General features: G+C 61.1%; 23 protein-coding genes and 1 tRNA gene. 15 read left to right on the top strand and 9 right to left on the bottom strand.

Features of this window, described 5'->3' with window-relative positions; all coding sequences use genetic code 11:
* Positions 1-92: 92 nt before the first annotated feature.
* The 3 genes from NKI21_RS28245 to NKI21_RS28255 all read right to left on the bottom strand — a co-directional run bounded on the left by NKI21_RS28245 (position 93) and on the right by NKI21_RS28255 (position 1,916).
* On the bottom strand, positions 93-1,280 hold the full coding sequence (locus tag NKI21_RS28245) for a porin (protein WP_127257438.1): 1,188 nt from the start codon (positions 1,278-1,280) through the stop codon (positions 93-95).
* Positions 1,281-1,294: 14 nt separating this feature from the next.
* Entirely contained in the window at positions 1,295-1,588 is a 294-nt protein-coding gene (locus NKI21_RS32420) for a GIY-YIG nuclease family protein (protein ID WP_502895159.1), read from the bottom strand.
* 237 nt (positions 1,589-1,825) lie between these two features.
* Positions 1,826-1,916 (bottom strand) — tRNA-Ser (locus NKI21_RS28255).
* Between the two features lie 448 nt (positions 1,917-2,364).
* Here NKI21_RS28255 and NKI21_RS28260 point away from each other — a divergent pair.
* Both NKI21_RS28260 and NKI21_RS28265 read left to right on the top strand, forming a co-directional pair.
* A complete protein-coding gene (locus NKI21_RS28260; protein ID WP_128363099.1) occupies positions 2,365-3,468 on the top strand; it encodes a porin in 1,104 nt (367 codons plus the stop codon).
* 238 nt (positions 3,469-3,706) lie between these two features.
* Positions 3,707-4,801, top strand: a complete 1,095-nt coding sequence (locus tag NKI21_RS28265) for a tyrosine-type recombinase/integrase (RefSeq protein WP_352441276.1) — start codon at positions 3,707-3,709, stop codon at positions 4,799-4,801.
* A gap of 59 nt (positions 4,802-4,860) precedes the next feature.
* Here NKI21_RS28265 and NKI21_RS28270 read toward each other — a convergent pair whose 3' ends face one another.
* Positions 4,861-5,760 carry an alpha/beta fold hydrolase gene (locus NKI21_RS28270; RefSeq protein ID WP_352868534.1) on the bottom strand — a complete coding sequence of 300 codons (900 nt, stop codon included), beginning with the start codon at positions 5,758-5,760 and terminating at the stop codon, positions 4,861-4,863.
* Positions 5,761-6,036: 276 nt separating this feature from the next.
* Positions 6,037-8,088 (bottom strand): lytic transglycosylase domain-containing protein, encoded by a 2,052-nt coding sequence (locus tag NKI21_RS28275; RefSeq protein WP_352868537.1) that lies wholly within the window; start codon positions 8,086-8,088, stop codon positions 6,037-6,039.
* Positions 8,089-8,334: 246 nt separating this feature from the next.
* On the opposite strand from NKI21_RS28275, the gene dapA reads away from it, so the two are divergent.
* From dapA to NKI21_RS28290, 3 genes are read left to right on the top strand one after another with little or no spacing between them, the layout of a single operon-like run.
* Positions 8,335-9,216 carry a 4-hydroxy-tetrahydrodipicolinate synthase gene (gene dapA, locus NKI21_RS28280; protein ID WP_352868540.1) on the top strand — a complete coding sequence of 294 codons (882 nt, stop codon included), beginning with the start codon at positions 8,335-8,337 and terminating at the stop codon, positions 9,214-9,216.
* Positions 9,217-9,241: 25 nt separating this feature from the next.
* Entirely contained in the window at positions 9,242-9,721 is a 480-nt protein-coding gene (gene smpB / locus NKI21_RS28285; RefSeq protein WP_013532594.1) for an SsrA-binding protein SmpB, read from the top strand.
* Between the two features lie 15 nt (positions 9,722-9,736).
* Positions 9,737-10,444, top strand: coding sequence for a glycoside hydrolase family 25 protein (locus NKI21_RS28290; protein WP_352868542.1), 708 nt, complete (start codon positions 9,737-9,739; stop codon positions 10,442-10,444).
* Between the two features lie 55 nt (positions 10,445-10,499).
* Here NKI21_RS28290 and NKI21_RS28295 read toward each other — a convergent pair whose 3' ends face one another.
* Genes NKI21_RS28295 through NKI21_RS28310 form a run of 4 tightly spaced genes read right to left on the bottom strand, consistent with a single transcriptional unit; the run spans position 10,500 to position 12,412 of the window.
* On the bottom strand, positions 10,500-10,805 hold the full coding sequence (locus tag NKI21_RS28295; RefSeq protein WP_352868544.1) for an addiction module antidote protein: 306 nt from the start codon (positions 10,803-10,805) through the stop codon (positions 10,500-10,502).
* Positions 10,796-11,104: a type II toxin-antitoxin system RelE/ParE family toxin gene (locus NKI21_RS28300; RefSeq protein ID WP_352868547.1), complete on the bottom strand. Its 309-nt coding sequence runs from the start codon at positions 11,102-11,104 to the stop codon at positions 10,796-10,798. Before NKI21_RS28300 ends, NKI21_RS28295 begins: the two co-directional genes overlap by 10 nt.
* Positions 11,105-11,162: 58 nt before the next feature.
* A complete protein-coding gene (locus tag NKI21_RS28305) occupies positions 11,163-11,819 on the bottom strand; it encodes a uracil-DNA glycosylase (protein ID WP_352550617.1) in 657 nt (218 codons plus the stop codon).
* Positions 11,820-11,830: 11 nt separating this feature from the next.
* Positions 11,831-12,412, bottom strand: coding sequence for a LabA-like NYN domain-containing protein (locus NKI21_RS28310; RefSeq protein ID WP_023812862.1), 582 nt, complete (start codon positions 12,410-12,412; stop codon positions 11,831-11,833).
* Positions 12,413-12,736: 324 nt separating this feature from the next.
* Here NKI21_RS28310 and rpoZ point away from each other — a divergent pair, with 324 nt between their 5' ends.
* The 10 genes from rpoZ (at position 12,737) to NKI21_RS28360 (ending at position 21,245) form a co-directional block, all read left to right on the top strand.
* Positions 12,737-13,138 carry a DNA-directed RNA polymerase subunit omega gene (gene rpoZ, locus NKI21_RS28315; RefSeq protein WP_023812863.1) on the top strand — a complete coding sequence of 134 codons (402 nt, stop codon included), beginning with the start codon at positions 12,737-12,739 and terminating at the stop codon, positions 13,136-13,138.
* A gap of 131 nt (positions 13,139-13,269) precedes the next feature.
* Positions 13,270-15,498: a RelA/SpoT family protein gene (locus NKI21_RS28320; RefSeq protein WP_352868551.1), complete on the top strand. Its 2,229-nt coding sequence runs from the start codon at positions 13,270-13,272 to the stop codon at positions 15,496-15,498.
* 50 nt (positions 15,499-15,548) lie between these two features.
* Complete coding sequence (pyrE, locus tag NKI21_RS28325; RefSeq protein ID WP_127267157.1) at positions 15,549-16,127, top strand: orotate phosphoribosyltransferase; 579 nt, start codon at positions 15,549-15,551, stop codon at positions 16,125-16,127.
* A 70-nt stretch (positions 16,128-16,197) separates the two neighbouring features.
* Positions 16,198-16,578: a VOC family protein gene (locus tag NKI21_RS28330; protein ID WP_352630857.1), complete on the top strand. Its 381-nt coding sequence runs from the start codon at positions 16,198-16,200 to the stop codon at positions 16,576-16,578.
* A gap of 255 nt (positions 16,579-16,833) precedes the next feature.
* Positions 16,834-17,433, top strand: coding sequence for a DUF2062 domain-containing protein (locus NKI21_RS28335; RefSeq protein ID WP_128303036.1), 600 nt, complete (start codon positions 16,834-16,836; stop codon positions 17,431-17,433).
* Entirely contained in the window at positions 17,430-17,843 is a 414-nt protein-coding gene (gene acpS / locus NKI21_RS28340) for a holo-ACP synthase (RefSeq protein WP_027038035.1), read from the top strand. The genes NKI21_RS28335 and acpS overlap by 4 nt, the downstream gene beginning before the upstream one ends.
* Before the next feature lie 78 nt (positions 17,844-17,921).
* The gene (gene lepB, locus NKI21_RS28345) at positions 17,922-18,671 is read left to right on the top strand and encodes a signal peptidase I (protein ID WP_013532585.1); all 750 of its coding nucleotides are present in this window, start codon (positions 17,922-17,924) and stop codon (positions 18,669-18,671) included.
* A complete protein-coding gene (gene rnc, locus NKI21_RS28350; RefSeq protein WP_352868564.1) occupies positions 18,671-19,423 on the top strand; it encodes a ribonuclease III in 753 nt (250 codons plus the stop codon). Before lepB ends, rnc begins: the two co-directional genes overlap by 1 nt.
* A complete protein-coding gene (gene era / locus NKI21_RS28355; RefSeq protein WP_128303038.1) occupies positions 19,420-20,346 on the top strand; it encodes a GTPase Era in 927 nt (308 codons plus the stop codon). Before rnc ends, era begins: the two co-directional genes overlap by 4 nt.
* Before the next feature lie 5 nt (positions 20,347-20,351).
* Positions 20,352-21,245, top strand: coding sequence for an aminoglycoside phosphotransferase family protein (locus NKI21_RS28360; protein WP_352868555.1), 894 nt, complete (start codon positions 20,352-20,354; stop codon positions 21,243-21,245).
* Positions 21,246-21,283 lie beyond the last annotated feature (38 nt).

The following is a 21,283-nucleotide window of genomic DNA, read 5'->3' on the forward strand; positions in this document are numbered from 1 at the left end:
CAAAAAACCCCGCCGAAAATCGACGGGGTTTGTCAGCAGTCTGAAACCCGGCGGTTGCCCGCCGGGTTTTCGATTCGACAAGTCGCAACTTATTAGAACGAGCGCTGGAAGCGAAGGAGGCCGCCGACGCTGTTCTTCTTGTCGGCCGGAGTCCAGGCGACGTTGTCCGTGCTGCCCTCATCGAACTTGCCGGCATGAAGATAGTCAACTTCGGCCGTGACGGTGAAGCCGGGAACGATGTCATAGGCGACGTTCGCTGCAACGCCGACGTTCTTCCAGTCATCAGCAGACGCCTGAAGGTTGAATGAGGTCTTCTCGTTGAACTTGTAGGTGCCACCGCCCCACACTGCCCAGTTGCCGCCCCACTGCTTGTAGAAGCCGCGACCGCCCGCGGGCTGATCATAGGTCGGGTCGTTGAGGTTGTCGTCGGTGCCATAGCCACCCATGATGAACAACGACAACTCGTTGGAAACGTTCACATCCAAGCGAACTTTGCCGGCGACTTCTTCGTAGTTGCTGTCATACGCAACAACACCAGTGATCGCGCCCCAGCCCTGGGTCCACTTCACGCCGCCGACAACATGCGGAACATAGCTGTCGATCGTGCCAACGCCATACTTGCCGTTGCCAAGATCGTCGACGGATCCAGCGCCCGAGCCTTCTTCGAGCGAGAGCACGGCCGAGAAACCATTGCCTGCGTCGAAATAGTACTGGACGACGTTGGTGTCGAAGTCGCCGTAGGGAACCAGCGTATCCTGGATGACATTGCCGGCGTAGCCGATGAACGTATCGAAGGCCGATTCGTCTTTACCGACGCGCAGACCGCCAAGTTGGATCCAGGCGAAGTTCAGCGATACGTCCTTGTTGTGCGCATCGTTCGGGCCGAAGTCGGGATCACCGTTGCTGTTGCCGAAATTGAAGCGGGTCTCGGTGTAGGTCTTCAAGGTGCCGAGCTCGGTCTCCTGGCCGGTCCAGGTTTTGAGCGTGAAGCGGGTGTTCTTGTACCAGGCTCCCTGGTTCTTGCCGTCCTGCACGTCGTTGCTGCGAGCACCATCGAACGAGCCGACGTCGCCAGCACCGATGTCATAACGGACATAGCCGCCGATGCGCAGGCAGGTTTCGGTGCCGGGGATGTAGAAGTAGCCAGCGCCGTAGACGTCGCAAATCTTGACGTATTCAGCGGGTTCCGGCTCGGCGACGACGACGGCGTCGGCGGCGCGCGCACCGGAAACTGCGATCAGGGCCGCAGCGGAGCCGAGGAGAAGGCTCTTGATGTTCATTTTCTGACCTCCAGTCAGAATCGAATGAAATTACGGGAGCCGCCGTCCGCTTCATCGGAGTAACGAGCTGTTATCGCTATCTCTTTTTGGAAAACCGTAGCATTTTTCGGTAGGCCTGCGGTCGTCACCAAAGCGTTTACTGGCGAAAGCGTGCCTGACCCGGATTTGAGATAACGTTCGAATGAAGCTGCCTTGGCCTGATTCGAGAAGGCCATATAGGTGACGATCCGCCATGGCAGGAACTTGGACGTATGGCTGGATTTTCCCGAATTGTGCTCGGCAAGCCGTCGTTTTAGGTCCGACGTCATGCCGACATAACGCCACCTTCCGCAACCTCGCTCTCCAGAAGATAAACGTACCACATGAGCCGGCCCCTCCTTTGCCAATGCGAGAAGGTATCCGGCTTGGCCGAAGGGCAGCTGCCAACCCTGTTTTTGCAAGAAATTCAGGCGCTTGAGCCCTCCTTCGCTACGGCTTCGGAGGGCATCCTGTTTCGCGCGGGGAGGTCGGGACTTGTCCTGCGAAGCGCGCAGCGCGAAGCAGGATGGCGGAGAGGATGGGATTCGAACCCACGAGAAGCTTTTGACCTCTACTCCCTTAGCAGGGGAGCGCCTTCGACCACTCGGCCACCTCTCCGTTGGGCCGCTGGATAAAGAAAAGCGCCGGCACAATCAACAAGCCCGCATCATTATATGCAAAATAAGAAGGCGCCGAACCGCGACCTTCCATAGATGTGGCGGTTCTGCGGTTGTTTCTGGCCAGCGACTCGGGAACTCGCCATGATTCCGTCGGTCCATCGCCGGATTCGGCGACGAGCAAGGGGTTGCGGTGGCCTGATGGTTAACGAGAGCTTTCTGAGTGAGGCCAAATCGTGTCATTTGTGCAACAACGCCGGGGGATAGCAGCCAGGCAGCCCTTTCACCGGTACGATCGTGGTTGAACGCCGCCGTCTCATGAGTAATGTCGATTTTGAAGGAGCGGCGCGGTGCGCATCTTTTTCGGTAGTGGGGATGGGGCAGGGAACGCTGTCCTTCAGCAAAGAATACCCAGACCCGTTTTTTAACTTTTGACTGGAGGTCAGAAAATGAACATCAAGAGCCTTCTCCTCGGCTCCGCTGCGGCCCTGATCGCAGTTTCCGGTGCGCGCGCCGCCGACGCCGTCGTCGTCGCCGAGCCGGAACCCGCTGAATACGTCAAGATTTGCGACGTCTACGGCGCTGGCTACTTCTACATCCCCGGCACCGAAACCTGCCTGCGCATCGGCGGCTATGTCCGTTATGACATCGGCGCTGGTGACATTGGTTCGTTTAATGGTGCTCGTGCTATCGACCGGATGGATGGTGACGTCCAGGATACCTGGAGAAAAAATGCACGCTTCGCGCTGAAGACCTGGACCGGCCAGGAGACCGAACTCGGCACCTTGAAGACCTACACCGAGACCCGTATCAATTTCGGCAACACGAATTTTAGCGACGAAGCCTTCAATAAGGGCATTTCGCTTAATTTCGCCTGGATCCAGCTCGGTGGCCTGCGCGTCGGTAAGGACGAATCGGCGTTCGATACGTTTACCGGTTATGCTGGCAACGTCATCCAGGATACGCTCGTTCCTTATGGTGGCTTCGACACGAACGTGATTCAGTACTACTTCGACGCTGGGAACGGCTTCTCGGCTGTGGTCTCGCTCGAAGAAGGCTATGGCGACTACACGATCGACAGCTACGTCCCTCATGTCGTTGGCGGCGTGAAGTGGACGCAGGGTTGGGGTGGCATCAGCGGCGTCATTGCTTATGACAGCAATTACGAAGAAGTTTCTGGAAAGGTTCGTTTGGATGTGAACGCCACGAATGAACTTTCGCTGTTTATCATGGGTGGCTACGGCACTGATGATAATATCAACGACTTCGGCGGTGGTCGCTCCATGTACAAGCTGTGGAGCGGTAGCTGGGCCGTATGGGGCGGTGGCACCTACAAGTTCAACGAGAAGACCTCGTTCAATGCTCAGCTGTCTTATGACGATGGCAAGAACTTCGGCGCCGCGGCTAACATTGCCTACGATATCGTCCCGGGTCTGACGATCACGGCGGAAGTCGACTACCTCCATGTTGGTGATGACACCGTCTCCAACTGGACTGGCGCCGACAAAGAAAACAACATCGGCGGTATCCTCCGCTTCCAGCGCTCGTTCTAAGGGCTGGTTCCTTACAGGTGAAATCCAGCCCGGGCGCACAACGCCCGGGCTGTTTTTGTTTTCGCGACTGGATCAAGGCAAACGGAAGGATGGGGGTAACGGTAGCTGAATGAATCCGTGGGGTGATTTCGTGGGATCTGCTGATGGGCGGATGAAATCACAACTGCGTGATTAAAATCTCTTGAAAGGACGCTTCCAAGCGGGTAGGGCTGACCTATCCCACTCGGGGGTGTGGCAAATGATGACGAACGAAGCGATTCAAGAGGGTGAGTCCTCTGATCATTTTTCGATGTTTTCTTCTCAAAGTCCGAAGATTCGATATACCTACAACAAGATTAGAGAAGTAAAGTCGCATCGGGTCGGAGATCTTTTTTCAGCATATCGGGACATATTATGGGATGATGGGCGGCATAAGTATAATGTCAGCTCGTTCATCGGCGAAATAGACGAGATCCTCCTTGGGGAGCGTTTCAGCGCCTTTGACCAAAGTACCCTGGACAACCTTATCGGCACCTTGCGCCAGCGCGGCAACAGCAACGCAACCATCAATCGAAAGATGGCTGCCCTCAGCAAACTGCTGCGCAAGGCTCACAAGATGGGGGATATCCACAGCCTGCCCGAGTTCCGCCGCCAGAAGGAGCGGGCGGGTCGGATTCGCTTCCTCGAAAGGGACGAAGAGGCGCGGCTGTTCGCCGCCATCAAGAGCCGCAGCGAGGATGCCTACAGGCTTTCCGTCTTCCTGGTCGACACCGGATGCCGTCTCGGCGAGGCGCTTGGGCTGATCTGGAACGATATCCAGGAGCATCGCGTCAGTTTCTGGATCACCAAATCCGGCCGCAGCCGCACCATCCCGATGACCGAGCGGGTCAAGGAGGTCATCAAGCTGCCTCCCACTGAGGGTCGCCGGCCCAAAGGACCGTTCACCAAGCTCAGCCAGGCACAGTTTCGTGCCATCTGGAACGACGCGAAGGCCGAAGTCGGTCTCGGCGCCGACGATCAGGTGGTGCCGCACATACTGCGCCATACCTGCGCCTCGCGTCTTGTCCAGGGCGGCATCGACATCCGGCGCGTGCAGATGTGGCTCGGCCATCAGACGTTGTCGATGACCATGCGCTACGCGCATCTGGCCACCAACGATCTCGATGGCTGTGTCATCGTGCTGGAAACGCCTCGATCGACTCAGCCGGGCGGCAATCGCGCTGAAGGCTCCATGTTTTCTTCGCCCGTGACGACGCCTTCGTCGCCGACGGCAGGGCGAAAAAAGAGGGATGAGGCAGCCGCCGCCGCAAAAGAGTCGCCGAAAGCGGCTCGGAAAAATTCAAAAGCCAAGTAGGCTGAAGAATCCTGTCTATACTATTGTAGCTATCCCGTGACCTTGTTTGGTCATGGGATTTACTTCGAGATATTCCTGCGTTCGGCTTGGTCGAGAAAAGCGGCTATGTCGCCCGGCAGGCTGCCGGTCTCCAGGAATGGCGCATGGCCCTGGCCCTCGACAGTGATCGTCTCCATCATGGAATGTCGCTCTCTCATCTGGTTGAGCGTGTCCATGGACAGCAATCTCGAATTGGCACCACGTATGGCGAGCAACGGGATGGCGGCCAACGCCTCGAATTGAGGCCATAGATCAGGCAGCTTCTGCGTCAGATCGAGGCTCGCCACGGTATCCACCAACTTCGGATCGAAATCCGGCATCAGCCCACCATCCGTTTCGCGGTAGAGAGCCCAGACCATGCGATCCCAATCGGCGCCGGCAAGGGCGGGGAAGTCTTCGCCATGCACGCTGCGCTGGGCGGCCGCCGCCTGCGTGCGGGTTTTCGGTCCCGGGTCGCGCTCGAGATAAGACTGGATATGGGCAAGCCCGGCCGTCTCGATCACCGGTCCGATGTCGTTGAAAACAATGGCTTTCAGGACGGATGGCCGCATCATCCCGAGCACATGGATGATCAGCCCGCCGCGCGAGGTGCCGATGAAGGCCGCTTCTCCGATGTTCAGCGCCGTCAGCCCGGCCAGGAGGTCGCCGGCCTCCACGCCGACATTGTAATTTTTGACGTCGGGATCATAGGTTGACTGCCCGCGCCCACGGTAGTCGAAGGCGACGACCTTTCGCGGAGTTGCCGCATCCGTCGACAGATAGAGCGCCAGCTCGTGAAAATCCCTGGCATTGCGGGTCAGGCCAGGCAGGCAGACAACCGGCCAGGATCCGGTATTGGCCTCACCATAGATGCGCGCATGAAGGCGTAGCCCATCGGGTGCGCTGAAGAAGAAGTCGGAAAAGCCTTTGGTGCTCGACATCTGGATTCTCTCCCGCCATGCCTCAGCCGACTGCTACAGGCGAGCGCGGGGATGGTCAAATAGAGGGCGGGGCGCTGAAGCTGCCGATCTCCCCCCTTGCGGGGGAGATGGCCGGCAGGCCAGAGGGGGGTGTGAAGGATTGCCAACCTTGGCCCATTACTGGGAATGAGCCATTGAACTGATAGGCCGAGGGACAGCACCCCCCCCTCTGCCTTGCCAGGCATCTCCCCCGCAAGGGGGAGATCTCCAGCTTCGACGAAGTCGCCTCTTGAGCCGTCAACCCCGCCCGTTCACCAGATCCCCGACAATGTCGTATTTGCCCGAAATACGCATCTTGTAGACCTCGTAATTCTCCATCACGCGCTGAACGTAACTTCTGGTTTCCGTGTAGGGAATTCGCTCGATCCAGTCGACGACCGCGTCGATGTCCTTGCCGCGTGGGTCGCCATACCTGGCCACCCACTGGCTGGCCCGGTTGGGGCCGGCATTGTAGCCGGCGAAGGTCAGCACGTAGGAGCCGTTGAAGCGGTCGAGCTGTTCGCCGAGGAAGGCCGAACCAAGCGTCGCGTTATAGCCGGCATCAGTGGTCAGCCGTGTTTGTGAAAACTGCAGCCCGGCCTTCTTCGCCAGTTGCCTTGCGGTTCCCGGCATCAGCTGCAGCAGCCCGCGCGCGCCGGCGCTCGACACGGCGCCGATGTTGAATTCGCTTTCCTGGCGGGCGATCGCATAGGCCAGCGCCTTGCCCGAGCCGGAAATGTCGGCCGAATCGGGAATGACGCCGAGCGGATGCGACAATGCGCCGACATCGATGCCGCGCGCCCCGGCGATCTTGCCGATTTTCAGCGCCATGAAATGGTTCCCTTGCTTTTCGGCAAGGACAGCCAGCAGCGCCAGTTCTCCCGGACTGGTCAACTGCCCGGCAAGGTCGCGATAGAGCGTCTCGGCATAGCGGTCGTAGCCCGCCTCCTGCAGCCGCTTGATGGCGCTGACGGCCTCGCGGCCGGCAAAATTCTGCCGGTCGGCTGCACTTGGCGAGGGATAGACGATGTTCAGCGCCTGCCGCCCCACGCGTTCGGCGGCAAGCTGGCCGTAGAATGTCGTGCCATAGGCAGCGGCGCGCGCAAAATAGTCCTTGGCATTGCCCGGACCGCCGACTTCCGCGGCACGGCCGAGCCAGTAATAGGCGCGCGACAGCGTCATCGGCCCCTGGGCGAGGTCCGCGATGCGAGCGAAATGACTGGCCGCGGTTTTTGGGTCGTTCAGGCCGCGCAGCGCGTACCAGCCAGCATGGAATTCGGCGTCCGCCGCATTGGTGGCACTTTCGGCGGCGTGTGTGGCGACGATCTTGTACGCGGTCTTCATGTCGCCCTGGTCTACCAGTTCGCGCGACAGCACCCGGCGCTCGACCCACCAGGCATCCGGATCGACCAGAGCTTCGCGATCGGTCGGCGCCTGCATCACAATGGCCGCGGCGCCGGCAAAATCCTCCTGCTTGCGCAGATATTCGGCCTGCGCGAAGAAGTAGCCGGCCGAACGTTGCATTGCCGGCACGGCCTTCAGCAGCTTGGGCGCGTTCTTGTCGCCTTTGTCGGCCGCCGCCCATGCATCGGCGAGCTGCTGGGCACCGGCAAGGCCGGCGACACGCAGGGCGGAATTCGCACGGTCGGCATAGAACATGCGCTCCATGCGAAAGCGGTGGTCGGCGGCCGGGATCAGGCTGCCGAATTCCTTGATCAGCGCCGCCTCGTCCTTGGCCTCCAGGATCGCGGCGCGCCAGAATGGCGACAGCACGGAACGCGCCGCTTCGGTATTGCCCGACGCCACATAGGCACGGGCAAGAACCATCACACCTTCGAACGTCTGCGGCTGGCTGCCGTCGAACGTCGTGATAACGATGTCGGGGGCAGGGTTCTCGCGAAAGAGCGCGCGCTCGCTGTTCTTGCGCAAGGCGACGGTCCCCGGCCAGTTGGGCAGCATCCTGGCCGCAGCAGTGATATCGCCGCTAGGAACCTTGTCGCCGCCATAAAGCGCGATCGCCCAGGCAAGGATGTGCTGGTCGAGCGACTGAGCCGGAAGGGCATCGCGCACTCCACGAGCGCGGGGACTATCGCCCGCCGCCAGCGCGTCCAGCCCGCTTTTCAGGGGGGCGACGTCCGGCAAGGGCGCCTGTCGCGTCCTGTCCTGCAGGTCTGGCAGCGCAATTGCCGCGCCGGGAATCGGAATGGCTGAGGTGACCCGTACGTCCACGCTACCGCTGATCGCCATGCCCGGCATCAGCGCGAGCGTGGCGCCAAGCAGCGCGAAAAGGTGAGGCCGACCGCCCGGCATGATCCTTAAGTCTTTCCTTGTCCTGGCATTCCACAAGCTGGCGAAGATGCCTCAAAGCCTAAACTTAGGTCGTGAAGAGCCCGTAAACAAAGAGTTAGCGAGGCTGTTCGAATTGCGCTTGCTGGCACCATGGCAATGCTTGCCGCGCAACCATGTCGAGACTATGGTGCGCCGCTTCGCTTTCGGCTAGAAGGCGCGCACGACAAAACACCGACACAAAATAGAAGTGCCAAGGAGTTGGACGATATGCTGAGAGGCTCGCTTACTGCGCTCGTGACACCGTTCGAAAAGAGCGGGCGTTTCGACGAGAAAGCCTTTCGCGCATTCGTCGAATGGCAACTCGGCGAGGGCACGACTGGACTGGTGCCGGTCGGCACCACCGGCGAGTCGCCGACGCTGTCGCATGACGAGCACCGCCAGGTCGTCAAGGTGTGTATCGAGGTGGCCAAGGGCCGCGTTCCGGTCGTCGCCGGCGCCGGCTCCAACAACACCGAGGAAGCGGTCGGCCTCGTGCAGTATGCCGAGAAGGCCGGTGCGGACGCTGCACTCGTTGTCACGCCCTATTACAACAGGCCGACACAACGCGGCCTGTACGAGCACTTCGCTGCCGTCGCCAGGGCGACCAAGCTGCCGATCATCATCTACAACATCCCGCCGCGGTCCGTCATCGACATGATGCCGGAGACGATGGGGCGGCTCGCGCACGACTTCAAGAACATTGTCGGCGTCAAGGATGCCACCGGCAAGGTCGAACGGGTCTCCGAGCAGCGCGCCACGTGCGGCATGGATTTTATCCAGCTTTCGGGCGAGGATGCTTCGGCGCTTGGTTTCAACGCGCATGGCGGCGTCGGCTGCATCTCGGTGACCTCGAATGTCGCGCCGTGGCTGTGCGCGGAATTTCAGGAGGCGACGCTGTCCGGCGACAGCGCCAAGGCACTGGAATTGCAAGATCGTCTGCTGCCGCTGCACAAGGCGATCTTTATCGAACCTGGCGTTTCCGGGGCGAAATATGCGCTGTCGAAGCTGGGCAAGGTCGAAAATGTGCTGCGTTCGCCGCTAATGACGGTCGAACAGTCGACCGCCGACAAGATCGATGCGGCCATGAAGCACGCCGGCTTGATTAATTAGGGATGAGGCGCCACCTCTCCGCATCATGAATCAAGTCAGAAAAGCCGATCCCAACAACAAGACCGTTTCGGAAAACCGCAAGGCGCGGTTTTCCTATGAGGTGCTCGACACGGTCGAGGCCGGTCTGGTGCTGACCGGCACCGAGGTCAAGTCGCTGCGCCAGGGCCAAGCCAACATCCAAGACAGCTATGCCTCGGTCGAAGGCGGCGAGATCTGGCTGATCAACTCTTATCTGCCGGAATATCTGCAGGCCAACCGCTTCAACCATGAGCCGCGCCGGCGCCGCAAGCTGCTGCTCAACAAGCGCGAGATGGCGAAACTGTCGCAGAGTGTCGACCGCGAAGGCATGACGCTGGTGCCGCTGAAAATCTATTTCAACGACCAGGGTCGCGCCAAGCTGTTGCTCGCCGTCGGCCGCGGCAAGAAACTGCACGACAAGCGCGAATCCGAGAAGCAGCGCGACTGGTCGCGCGAGAAGGGCCGGCTCTTAAAAGAGCGTGGGTAGGCTGGGGCCATTCGCTTGACGAACCGGATTGTTCTTTTCGGTCTAGCGAGCCTGGTCTCGGTGTGCCTCATCACGGCAGGCGGCTATCTCTACTTCCGCACATTCTCGCCGGATCGCGATAAATATCCGGTCAGGGGCATTGACGTCTCCCATCATCAGGGCCAGATCGATTGGCGGCGCGTAGCCGCCGACGATGTCGCCTTTGCCGTCATCAAGGCGACCGAAGGCGGCGATCATGTCGATGATGCTTTCGCACGGAATTTGGAAGAGGCCCGGGCCGCCGGTCTCGCCGTCGGCGCCTATCACTTTTTCACCTTTTGCCGGCCGGGTGCGGACCAGGCGAAGAATTTCATCTCGGTGGTGCCGCACGATCAGCCCCTGCTGCCGCCCGTGGTCGATATCGAATTCGGCGGCAACTGCCCGCAGCGGCCGACGCCCGAACAATTGAACGCCGAACTGGCCGCGTTCCTCGCTCCAGTCGAGGCGGCGTTCGGCAAGCCGGCGGTGGTCTATCTGACCGACGACGCAGCGGAAGCGTATGCAGGGCGCATTGCTGCCCGTCCGCTCTGGCTCCGCTCATTGCTCCTGGAGCCGGATCGCGACGACTGGGTCTACTGGCAGTACCACAACAGGGGTCGCGTCGACGGCATCAACGGCGATGTCGACCTGAATGTGCTGCAGGGTGGGCCGGAGAAATTGGCCGAGCTGTTCGCTGCACCTTGATCAGACGAATTCCGCTGGCGAGATGGAGAACCAAATGTCGGCGCGCTGATTCGTGTTACGCAGCGTTCCGTCCTACCTGCGCGCTCACGAAGGTCAGTTTCAGACCAAGCGCCTCGGCCACTTTCATGATCGTTGCGAATTCGGGATTCCCTTCGCCGCTCAGGGCCTTGTAGAGAGCCTGTCGCGTCATACCGGCTTTCTCGGCAAGTCTCGTCATGTTCTGCGCACGCGCAATGACGCCAAGCGCATGAGCAATCTCCGCTGCGGTGCCATCTTCGCACGTCGCTGCCAGATATGCTTCGATTGCCTCTGGAGTGTCGAGATATTCGGCCCCGTCAAAGGCTGTGACTTTCATTGCCATATTGCCTTGTCCTTCCATTCCTTGGCGAGTTTTTTTGCGGCTGCGATGTCTCTGCTTTGCGTTCCTTTGTCGCCACCGCAAAGGAGCAGCACGCACAAGTTGCCTGCTTGGAGGAAATAGATGCGATAGCCAGGACCATCGTCGATCCGCATTTCGCTTATGCCCTCGCCAACGGGCTTGACGTCTCCCGGATTGCCTACAGTCAGTCGGTCGATGCCGAACAATGCGGGCTTTTGCTTGCGCGTCGCGGAGGTCTTCGAGCCAGCGTTTGAATGTATCGGTTTCGAAACCTGCATCATGGTAACTGTAAACCATGGTTGACTATTGTCAAGGGGAGAAGCTGATTGCTTATCGTGCCTACTTGCCCAAGAACGCCGCTATCTGGCTGAAAACGCTGACGAACATTGCCTCGGTCAGCACGCCGGTATTGGTGTTGTAGCGTGAGCAGTGATAGCTCGAAAACAGCGTGACGCCACCGGCCGGCAGCTGCCCGCCATGCTTGAACGGGTAGGCGGCGACGCGCCCACCCAGTGCCCGCACGGTCGACTGGTGCGCGATCGATCCCAGTGCCAGCACGGCGCGCAAATTGGGGAACCGCGCGATCGTCGGCACCAGGAATGTCCGGCAGGTGGCAATCTCGGCGCCCACCGGCTTGTTCTCCGGCGGCACGCAGCGCACCGCGTTGGTGATCGCGGTGCCGACCAACTCCAATCCGTCGTCTGGCCGGGCCTTGAACTCTCCGCGCGCAAAACCGTGCGAAATCATCGTCGAGTAGAGCAGGTCGCCGGCATAGTCGCCGGTGAACGGGCGGCCCGTTCGATTGGCACCGCGAAGGCCAGGCGCCAGCCCGACGATCAGCAATTGAACCCCGGCGTCGCCCTCCGGCGGCAAAAAAGTCGGCACCGGCGCATTGAACCAGGACGGCTCGCGCTGCCGCCATTCGGCGATGAAGTCATGCAGCCGCGGGCAGAGCGGGCAATCGCGGCCGGGTTCGGAGGCGGAAAGGGCGGTCAAGGCGACTGGCCTCAGTAATCGTCCTCGTCGACTTCGGCCGGCTCGGGCCGCCGCACCGACCGCTCGGAGGGATCACGGCCGACCTCGTTCTTCAATGTCATCAGGTCGATGAAATGGTCGGCCTGGCGGCGCAGGTCGTCGGAGATCATCGGCGGCTGCGAGGCCATGGTCGAGACGATCGACACCTTGCGACCGCGCCGCTGCAACGCCTCGACCAGCGTGCGGAAGTCGCCGTCGCCGGAAAAGATGACGTAGTGGTCGACGACATCGGCGAGCTGCAGCGCATCGACCGCAAGCTCGATGTCCATATTGCCCTTGATCTTGCGGCGACCGGTCGAGTCGGTGAACTCCTTGGCCGGCTTGGTGACCACCTTGAAGCCATTATAGTCGAGCCAGTCGATCAACGGACGGATCGAGGAGTATTCCTGATCCTCGACCAGCGCCGTGTAATAATAGGCGCGCAACAGATAGCCGCGCTTCTGAAAGCTCGACAGGAGCTTGCGATAGTCGATGTCGAAGCCGAGTGCACGTGACGTCGCGTAAAGATTGGCGCCGTCGATGAATAGGGCGATTTTTTCACGAGGGTCGAACATGGAAAATATTCCTTCTCGAAATAAACGGCCGTCTAAACGAAATGCGATAGCGTTCGGTCAGGCTCATAATAAACCGGCTGACCTCCATGCCATCCGAGATAGCGCCAGTTTCGCGGCAATCCAAGGGTGCGTGCGGTACTGCAAGCAATTGTGATCGGGACACCGAACACATAACCACAGACAGGTTTTGCCAAATCGGGTGTTTGAACCAAGGTTTGGGCGCCATGCAGCCCGGCCATTGCCATGATGCTTGTATTTTGGCGGCGTTCGGGTTATGGACCGCGCCTGTTTTCCATCAAATCCATCGCATGAAAGGGGCAATCCATGGCCCGCGTAACCGTTGAAGATTGCATCGACAAGGTCGACAACCGCTTCGAGCTGGTGCTCTTGGCCGGCCACCGCGCCCGCCAGATCAGCCAGGGCGCGCCGATCACCGTGCCGCGTGACAACGACAAGAACCCGGTCGTGGCGCTGCGCGAGATCGCCGATGAGACGCTTTCGCCCGACGACCTCAAGGAAGATCTGATCCATTCGCTGCAGAAGCATGTCGAGGTCGACGAGCCCGAAGCCGACGGCGAGGCGATTGCCGATCAGACCGGCGCCGCCGTTGCGGCCACCGACGCCGATGACACCGAGGAGAACGTCACCTTCGACCGGATGACCGAGGAAGACCTCCTGGCCGGCATCGAGGGCCTGGTGCCGCCGGAAAAGAGCGACGACTACTAAGCCAGCCACGGTTGCGAAGGTCGCTGGAACAATCTTCCGCACTTCCGCATCGGCAGTTTCGTGGCTATCTATGACATGCGCCGTACAGCCGTGCGGCGCATGATTCATTTCACCGCTGCGAGATCCCGCCCATGATGCGTCAGTATGAGCTTGTCGAGCGCGTCCAGCGCTACAAGCCTGACGTCAACGAGGCGTTGCTCAACAAGGCCTATGTCTATGCCATGCAGAAGCATGGCCACCAGAAGCGCGCTTCCGGCGACCCGTATTTCTCGCACCCGCTCGAAGTCGCCGCCATCCTCACCGAGATGCATATGGACGAGGCGACGATCGCGGTCGCCCTGCTGCACGACACGATCGAGGACACGACCGCCACACGGGCCGAGATCGACGATCTGTTCGGCCCCGAAATGGGCAAGCTGGTCGAGGGCCTGACCAAGCTGAAGAAGCTCGATCTCGTCTCGAAGAAGGCCGAGCAGGCGGAAAACCTGAGAAAGCTTCTGCTGGCGATTTCGGAAGATGTCCGCGTGCTGCTGGTCAAGCTCGCCGACCGTTTGCACAATATGCGCACCCTCGACCACATGCCGGAAGCCAAGCGCCTGCGCATCGCCGAGGAGACGATGGATATCTACGCGCCGCTGGCCGGCCGCATGGGCATGCAAGGCATGCGCGAGGAGCTGGAGGAGATCGCCTTCCGCTTCATCAATCCGGAGGCCTATCGCGCCGTCACCGCACGGCTTGCCGAAATCTTCGAGCGCAACAAGGGCGTACTGACGGACATCGAAAAAGCGCTGTCCATGCTGTTCGAGAAACATGCGATCAACGCCGGCGTGAAGAGCCGGCAGAAGAAGCCGTGGTCGGTGTTCCGCAAGATGGAGGCCAAGGCACTGTCCTTCGAGCAGCTCTCGGATATTTTCGGCTTCCGCGTCGTCGTCGATACGGTCGAGGACTGTTACCGGGCGCTTGGCGCCATCCACACCGCGTGGTCGATGGTGCCGGGCCGCTTCAAGGATTACATCTCGACGCCGAAGCAGAACGATTATCGGTCGATCCACACCACCATCGTCGGCCCGTCGCGCCAGCGTGTCGAACTGCAGATCCGCACCCGAGAGATGAACAAGATCGCCGAATACGGCGTCGCTGCCCATTCGATCTACAAGGACACCGGCGGCAAGACGAATGGCGCCGCCCACGCGATTTCGAAGGAAACCAACGCCTATGCCTGGCTGCGGCGCACCATCGAGCAGCTTGCCGAAGGCGACAATCCCGAGGATTTCCTCGAAAATACCAAGCTGGAACTGTTTCAGGACCAGGTGTTCTGCTTCACCCCGAAAGGCATGTTGATTGCGCTGCCGCGCGGCGCGACACCGATCGACTTCGCCTACGCGGTGCACACCGATGTCGGTGACACCTGCGTCGGTGCCAAGGTCAACGGCCGCATCATGCCGCTGATGACGGAGCTGAAGAACGGCGATGAGGTCGAGATCATCCGCTCCAAGGCACAGGTTCCGCCGGCGGCGTGGGAATCGGTCGTCGTCACCGGCAAGGCGCGCTCGGCCATCCGCCGTGCCACCAAGAATGCCATCCGCAAGCAATATTCGGGTCTCGGCATCCGCATCCTGGAACGCGCCTTCGAGCGTGCCGGCAAGACCTTCACCAAGGAGAGCCTGAAGCAGGTGCTGCACAGGCTGGCGCGCAAGGACATCGAGGATGTGCTGGCCTCCGTCGGGCGCGGCGAGCTCGCCTCCACCGACGTCATGAAGGCGGTATTCCCCGACTACAAGGATGAGCGCGTCACCACGGCCGTCCCCAAGCCGCGCGAGGAGGGCTGGTCGAAGATCCGCAATGCCGCCGGCATGCTGTTCCAGATTCCGGGTCGTGCCGCGCGCAAGGACAAGGACCAGCCACGCGATGGCGCCGTGCCGATCCGCGGCGTGCGCGGCGATCTGCCGGTGCGCTTCGCGCCGGAAGGGGCGGTGCCTGGCGATCGCATCGTCGGCATCGTCCAGCCGGGCACCGGCATCACCATCTATCCGATCCAGTCGCCGGCGCTGCAGGCGTTCGACGATCAGCCCGAACGCTGGATCGACGTGCGCTGGGACATCGACGAGCGCACCAAGGAACGCTTTCCGGCGCGCGTATCGGTCACCGCCATCAACGCGCCGGGGTCACTCGCCGATATAGCGCAGGTGGTTGCCTCGAACGACGCCAACATCCATACGCTGTCGATGGTGCGCACTGCTCCCGACTTCACCGAAATGCTGATCGATCTCGAAGTCTGGGATCTCAAGCACCTCAACCGGCTGCTGTCGCAGCTCAAGGACAATTCGAGCGTCAGCGACGCAAGACGCGTCAATGGCTAGACCATGCTCCGGTTTCGGACAAAGTCATGGTCAATCAAAAAGAGGCAGACATGAACACCGATGAAGTGCTGGGCATTTTCCGCGAGGCGGGTGCTGTTCTGGAAGGGCATTTCATTTTGACCTCGGGCCTGCGCAGTCCGGTCTTCCTGCAGAAGGCGCGCGTGTTCATGCATGCCGACAAGACCGAGCTTCTGTGCAAGGCGTTGGCCGAGAAGATCCGCGCTGGCGTGCCAGGCAAGATTGATTATGTCGTCGGCCCGGCGATCGGAGGGCTGATCCCAGCCTACGAGACCTCGCGTCATCTCCGCGTGCCGGCGATCTGGGTCGAGCGGGAAGGGGGCGAGTTCCGCTTGCGCCGCTTCGAGATCGCCAGGGGCTCGCGTGTCGTCATCGTCGAGGACATCGTCACCACTGGCCTGTCGATCCGTGAGACCATCGAGTGCCTGCGCGATCTTGGCGCCGAGGTGGTGGCCGCGGCTTGCATCATTGACCGTTCGGCCGGCAAGACCGATGTCGGCGTGCCGCTCATCGCGCTTGCCGAGTATGAGGTCCCGGCCTATCCGGCCGACCGGCTGCCGCCGGAGCTTGCCGCCATCCCGGCGATCAAGCCCGGCAGCCGCAACATCTGACGGGGCATTTTTTTCGCCCAACAGTGCGCGGCGGTTTTGGGGAAAGCGACATGCGTGAGACAGATTGGAAATGATCGCCGGCATCGATCATTTCGTGCTGACGGTCGCTTCGCTGGAAGTGACCTGTGAGTTTTACCAGCGCGTGCTGGGTTTTGAGCGCATCGACGCGGCGGATCGGCCGACGGCGCTGGCTTTCGGTACCCATAAGATCAATGTGCATGAGGTCGGCCGCACCTTCGAGCCCAAGGCGAAGTCGCCGACATCAGGATCAGGTGATTTCTGCCTGATCACCGACCGGCCACTGGATGAGGTCCGTGCCCGGCTCGCGGCCAATGGTGTGGCGGTGGAACTCGGCCCGGTCGAACGTGTCGGGGCTAGAGGTCCTATGATGTCGGTCTATTTCCGTGACCCAGACGGCAATCTGGTCGAGGTCAGCGAATACCTGCGGTAGCCGCCGGCGACGAAGCGCCTTTCGGCGATGCGACTGCCGGTTCCCTAAATTCGCCGCGATTATCCAATGTTCGAAGCAAGACCTGCCGCCCCGAAGGGCGGCGACAAGCGCGGCGCATAGAAGGTGTTTGGTTGTTCTTGCGCCAGCGCGTCGTTATATAAGGTGGCGATTGCCATAGGGTGATCGTCAAGCGCAAGATGTGGCTGCCACGCCCGGCTGAAGATGCCGTTGCGGGCGCTGTGGAACGGGAACAGAGTGCTTTTTCGACGCCGCAAGCCTGATGGCCTTTATGAGCGGGTGCGTACCTACCTTTGGCCGCGCCGCTCGTTTTCGCGCTCGCTTCAGTATTTTTCCAAGCGCATCCTGCGGCTGAAGGCCACACCGCATGCGGTTGCGGCCGGTGTTGCGGCCGGTGTCTTCGCTTCATTCTTTCCCGTCGGTTTCCATTTCATCATCGCTGCCCTCCTGTGCTGGGTGATCGCCGGCAATCTGGTGGCGGCCGCTCTCGGCGCGGTTTTTTTCGGCAACCCGCTGACCTTCCCGTTGCTATGGGGCGCGTCGTGGGAAACGGGCAAGCTCATCCTGCATGACCGCCTGCCGACGCATGGGCCGCCGGCACATCTAGGCGAGATGCTGCATAATCTCTCCTTCGCGCAATTGTGGAAACCGGTCCTCGAACCGATGCTGATCGGCGCGGTTCCGCTCGGGCTCGCCTTCGGGCTGCTGTTCTACGCCATCACGCGCTGGGGCATGAACGCTTTCCGCGAACAGCGGCGCAAGCGTCTGGCCGAGCGTGCAAGCCGGCATGCGCAATCGTCCCATCCCGGCGCAAGCATCGGTTCCACCGCGCGATGATCATCGGCATCGGCAGCGACCTGATCGACATCAGACGCATCGAAAAGTCGCTGGAGCGTCACGGCCAGCGCTTCATCCAGAGAATCTACACCGAGATCGAACAGGCGCGTTCGGACAATCGACGCGCCCGCGCGGCCTCCTATGCCAAGCGTTTCGCTGCCAAGGAGGCCTGCGCCAAGGCGCTGGGCACCGGTCTGGCGCAGGGCGTGTTCTGGCGCGACATGGGTGTCGTCAACCTGCCCAGTGGCGCGCCGACCATGGCGCTGACGGGAGGAGCGCAGGCCAGGCTGGACAAAATCCTGCCAAAGGGCCACCGGGCGGCGATCCACCTCACCATCACGGATGATTTCCCGCTCGCTCAAGCCTTTGTGATCATCGAGGCGTTGCCCGTCGAAGAAGCGCCACATTGATTGCCTCTGACGACCGGCATTGACGTTGCCCAGCGCGCGCCGAGACTCTATACCATCCAACGCACAATCGAGGACGACATGAGCGTGGCTGAAAAATCCGAGAAGAAATCCGGCGGGCTTGGCGAGACCGTCAGCGTCATCGTCCAGGCGCTTTTGCTCGCCCTGGTCATCCGCACGCTGCTGTTCCAGCCTTTTTCGATCCCGTCGGGATCGATGCGGCCGACGCTTTTGGAAGGCGACTATCTGTTCGTCACCAAATGGTCCTACGGCTATTCGCGCTACTCGCTGCCTTTCGGACCCGATATTTTTTCAGGCCGCATCTGGGGCTCCGAGCCGAAGCGCGGCGACGTAGCGGTTTTCAAGTTCCCGCCTGATCCGTCCGTCGACTACATCAAGCGCGTTGTCGGCCTGCCGGGTGACAAGATCCAGGTCAAGGACGGCCAGCTTTTCATCAACGGCGTCGGCGTGCCGCGCGTGAAAACAGGCCAGATCGACAATCCCGACATCACCGAGGAATCGCGCCCGATCGATGTGTATCGTGAGACCTTGCCCAACGGCGTCAGCTACGACACGCTCGACCTGAATTCGAACTCGATCGGCGACAACACCCGCGAATTCGACGTGCCGCCCGGCCACTATTTCATGATGGGCGACAACCGGGACAATTCCGCCGACAGCCGTTTCACCGTCGGCTACGTTCCCGCGGAAAATCTGGTTGGCCGCGCCAATCTTGTTTTCTTCTCGATCGCCGGCAAGGCGAGCCCTCTCGAAATCTGGAAATGGCCGTCGCTGATGCGCGCTTCGCGCCTGTTCCACTTCGTCAATTGATGGCTTTGAAGCGTCCGACAGGCGAAACTCTGGCCGGTTTGGTGAAGGCCAAGACCGGCCACGTCTTCAAGGATGTCCGTTTGCTCGAGACCGCCCTGACGCATTCCAGCGCGGTCAAGGCGGCCACCAACAACCAACGTCTTGAATTTCTTGGCGACCGCGTGCTCGGGCTTGTCGTCGCCGATATGCTTTTCGAGAAATTTCCTGATGCGCCGGAAGGTGAAATCGCCCCGCGCTTCAATGCGTTGGTCGATGCGCGGACATGCTCGGAAATCGGCATCGAAATGCAGCTCGAAGATCTGGTCCGCGCCGATTCTGCCTTGAAGATGCGGTCGCGTGGCTCGGGCGGAAACTATCTGGCGGATGCGGTAGAAGCCCTGATCGCGGCGGTTTACGTCGACGGTGGCATCGAGGCCGCGCGGCGGTTCGTCCTGCGCTACTGGGAACCGCGCTCGCATACGGTGATCGCAAAACCGCTCAATCCGAAATCCGATCTGCAGGAATGGATTGCCAAGGCCAGCGATGCGCGCCCCGAATATGTGATCGAGAAACGCGAAGGCCCGGACCACCAGCCCGTCTTCACCGTGTCCTTGCAGGTCCGCGGCTTTGCGCCGATAAGCGGTACTGGCGGCTCCCGCAGGGTGGCCGAAGAAGCGGCGGCTTCGGCATTTCTTTTGCGTGAAGGCGTATGGACCACCACATCGGCCCAAAAATCGGAGCGCGCGCGCTCAAGTGAAGGGAGTGGGGCATGACCGCCACCGAAGAGCCGGCAACGGAAGCTGCCCCCACGCATTCCGGTTTCGTTGCCCTGATCGGCGCGCCCAACGCCGGCAAGTCGACGCTGGTCAACCAATTGGTCGGCGCCAAGGTGTCGATCGTCACCCACAAGGTGCAGACGACCCGCGCCATCGTGCGCGGCATCGCCACGCATGACAATGCGCAGATCGTTTTCGTCGACACGCCCGGCATCTTCAAGCCGAAGCGGAGGCTCGACACGGCGATGGTGACCACCGCCTGGGGCGGGGCCAAGGACGCCGATATCGTGCTGCTTTTGATCGACGCCGAGCGCGGCATCAGGGGCGACGCCGACGCCATCCTCGAACGGCTGAAGGATGTGCGCCAGCCGATGGTGCTGATCCTCAACAAGGTCGACCGCGTCAAGCACGAAGCGCTGCTGGCTCTGTCGGCGGCAGCGAACGAAAGGGTGCCGTTCAAGCGCACCTTCATGGTTTCGGCGCTGACTGGTTCCGGCTGCAAGGACGTGCTCGATTACCTAGCCGAGGCTCTGCCGGTCGGTCCCTGGTACTATCCGGAAGACCAGATCTCGGACCTGCCGATGCGCCAGCTCGCGGCCGAGATCACCCGCGAAAAACTTTATCTCAGGCTGCATCAGGAACTGCCCTATTCCTCGCATATCGAGACCGAGAAATGGGAAGAGAAGCCGGACGGCTCGGTGCGCATCGACCAGACCATCTATGTCGAGCGGGACAGCCAGAAGAAGATCGTTCTCGGCCACAAGGGCGAGACCATCCGCGCCATCGGCCAGGCGGCGCGGATGGAGATAGCAGGCATTCTCGAACAGAAGGTGCATCTGTTCCTGTTCGTCAAGGTGCGCGAGAACTGGGGCGACGACCCCGAGCGCTATCGCGAGATGGGGCTCGAGTTTCCGCGCTAGGCTCGATGGTCAACAAGCCGAATATCGACATAGCACTTGTCAGCCGATTGATCGCCACGCAATTTCCCAAGTGGAAGGATCTTGCGATCAGGCCGGTTGCATCAGGCGGCTGGGACAACAGGAACTTTCATCTCGGTGACGAGATGACCGTGCGGCTGCCGAGTGCCGGGGCCTATTCCCTGCAGGTGGAAAAGGAGCATCGTTGGCTGCCGAGACTGGCGCCTCTGTTGCCGCTGCCGATTCCGGTGCCGCTGGCGATGGGAGTTGCGGCCGAAGACTACCCGTGGCACTGGTCCGTCTACCGCTGGATCGAAGGCGAGACGGCAGAGCGCGAGCGGATTGCCAGCCTGCCGCAATTTGCGACCGATCTGGCCGCGTTCCTGGTCACCCTTCAGCGTATCGATGCCACCGGCGGACCGGCGCCGGGACAGCACAATTTCTTTCGCGGCGGAGCACTCAGCGTCTACGATGGCGAGGCCCGGCAAGCGATTGCCGCCCTCGACGGCAAGATCGATACGGACGCCGCCAGTGCGGTGTGGGAGGCAGCACTTGCCGCACAATGGCACGGTGCACCGGTCTGGTTCCACGGTGACGTCAGTTGGGGAAACCTGCTGGTCAGGCAAGGCCGGTTGAGCGCGGTGATCGACTTCGGAACCTCCGGCGTCGGCGATCCCGCCTGCGATCTGGCGATTGCGTGGACGCTGTTGGAAGGCAAAAGCCGGGAGGCGTTTCGTGCCGGCCTTCCGGCCGACGGGGCGATGTGGGCGCGCGGTCGTGGCTGGACGCTTTGGAAGGCGCTGATCACGGTTGCCGGGCAGATCGACGTCAACCCTGTCGAGGTTGAAAGATCCCGTCATGTGATCGATGAAGTGCTTGCCGATCACGCGCACGGGGCGTGAGGCGCCAAACGTTCAAGCCGCTCTCGCCCACCAGATCC

Origin of the sequence: Mesorhizobium sp. M0715, assembly GCF_040320355.1 — a bacterium.
Classification (GTDB): Bacteria; Pseudomonadota; Alphaproteobacteria; order Rhizobiales; family Rhizobiaceae; genus Mesorhizobium.

What these genes read in the sequence shown, in the direction of transcription:
- NKI21_RS28360 (WP_352868555.1), top strand. Translation starts at nt 20,352, where the DNA reads ATGGTCAACAAGCCGAATATCGACATAGCACTTGTCAGCCGATTGATC.
- NKI21_RS28275 (WP_352868537.1), bottom strand. Translation starts at nt 8,088, where the DNA reads ATGCCGGGCGGTCGGCCTCACCTTTTCGCGCTGCTTGGCGCCACGCTC.
- lepB (WP_013532585.1), top strand. Translation starts at nt 17,922, where the DNA reads ATGAGCGTGGCTGAAAAATCCGAGAAGAAATCCGGCGGGCTTGGCGAG.
- NKI21_RS28295 (WP_352868544.1), bottom strand. Translation starts at nt 10,805, where the DNA reads ATGGCAATGAAAGTCACAGCCTTTGACGGGGCCGAATATCTCGACACT.
- rnc (WP_352868564.1), top strand. Translation starts at nt 18,671, where the DNA reads ATGGCTTTGAAGCGTCCGACAGGCGAAACTCTGGCCGGTTTGGTGAAG.
- dapA (WP_352868540.1), top strand. Translation starts at nt 8,335, where the DNA reads ATGCTGAGAGGCTCGCTTACTGCGCTCGTGACACCGTTCGAAAAGAGC.
- NKI21_RS28320 (WP_352868551.1), top strand. Translation starts at nt 13,270, where the DNA reads ATGATGCGTCAGTATGAGCTTGTCGAGCGCGTCCAGCGCTACAAGCCT.
- era (WP_128303038.1), top strand. Translation starts at nt 19,420, where the DNA reads ATGACCGCCACCGAAGAGCCGGCAACGGAAGCTGCCCCCACGCATTCC.
- acpS (WP_027038035.1), top strand. Translation starts at nt 17,430, where the DNA reads ATGATCATCGGCATCGGCAGCGACCTGATCGACATCAGACGCATCGAA.
- NKI21_RS28270 (WP_352868534.1), bottom strand. Translation starts at nt 5,760, where the DNA reads ATGTCGAGCACCAAAGGCTTTTCCGACTTCTTCTTCAGCGCACCCGAT.
- NKI21_RS28330 (WP_352630857.1), top strand. Translation starts at nt 16,198, where the DNA reads ATGATCGCCGGCATCGATCATTTCGTGCTGACGGTCGCTTCGCTGGAA.
- NKI21_RS28310 (WP_023812862.1), bottom strand. Translation starts at nt 12,412, where the DNA reads ATGTTCGACCCTCGTGAAAAAATCGCCCTATTCATCGACGGCGCCAAT.
- rpoZ (WP_023812863.1), top strand. Translation starts at nt 12,737, where the DNA reads ATGGCCCGCGTAACCGTTGAAGATTGCATCGACAAGGTCGACAACCGC.
- NKI21_RS28245 (WP_127257438.1), bottom strand. Translation starts at nt 1,280, where the DNA reads ATGAACATCAAGAGCCTTCTCCTCGGCTCCGCTGCGGCCCTGATCGCA.
- NKI21_RS28260 (WP_128363099.1), top strand. Translation starts at nt 2,365, where the DNA reads ATGAACATCAAGAGCCTTCTCCTCGGCTCCGCTGCGGCCCTGATCGCA.
- pyrE (WP_127267157.1), top strand. Translation starts at nt 15,549, where the DNA reads ATGAACACCGATGAAGTGCTGGGCATTTTCCGCGAGGCGGGTGCTGTT.
- NKI21_RS28300 (WP_352868547.1), bottom strand. Translation starts at nt 11,104, where the DNA reads ATGATGCAGGTTTCGAAACCGATACATTCAAACGCTGGCTCGAAGACC.
- NKI21_RS32420 (WP_502895159.1), bottom strand. Translation starts at nt 1,588, where the DNA reads ATGACGTCGGACCTAAAACGACGGCTTGCCGAGCACAATTCGGGAAAA.
- smpB (WP_013532594.1), top strand. Translation starts at nt 9,242, where the DNA reads ATGAATCAAGTCAGAAAAGCCGATCCCAACAACAAGACCGTTTCGGAA.
- NKI21_RS28265 (WP_352441276.1), top strand. Translation starts at nt 3,707, where the DNA reads ATGATGACGAACGAAGCGATTCAAGAGGGTGAGTCCTCTGATCATTTT.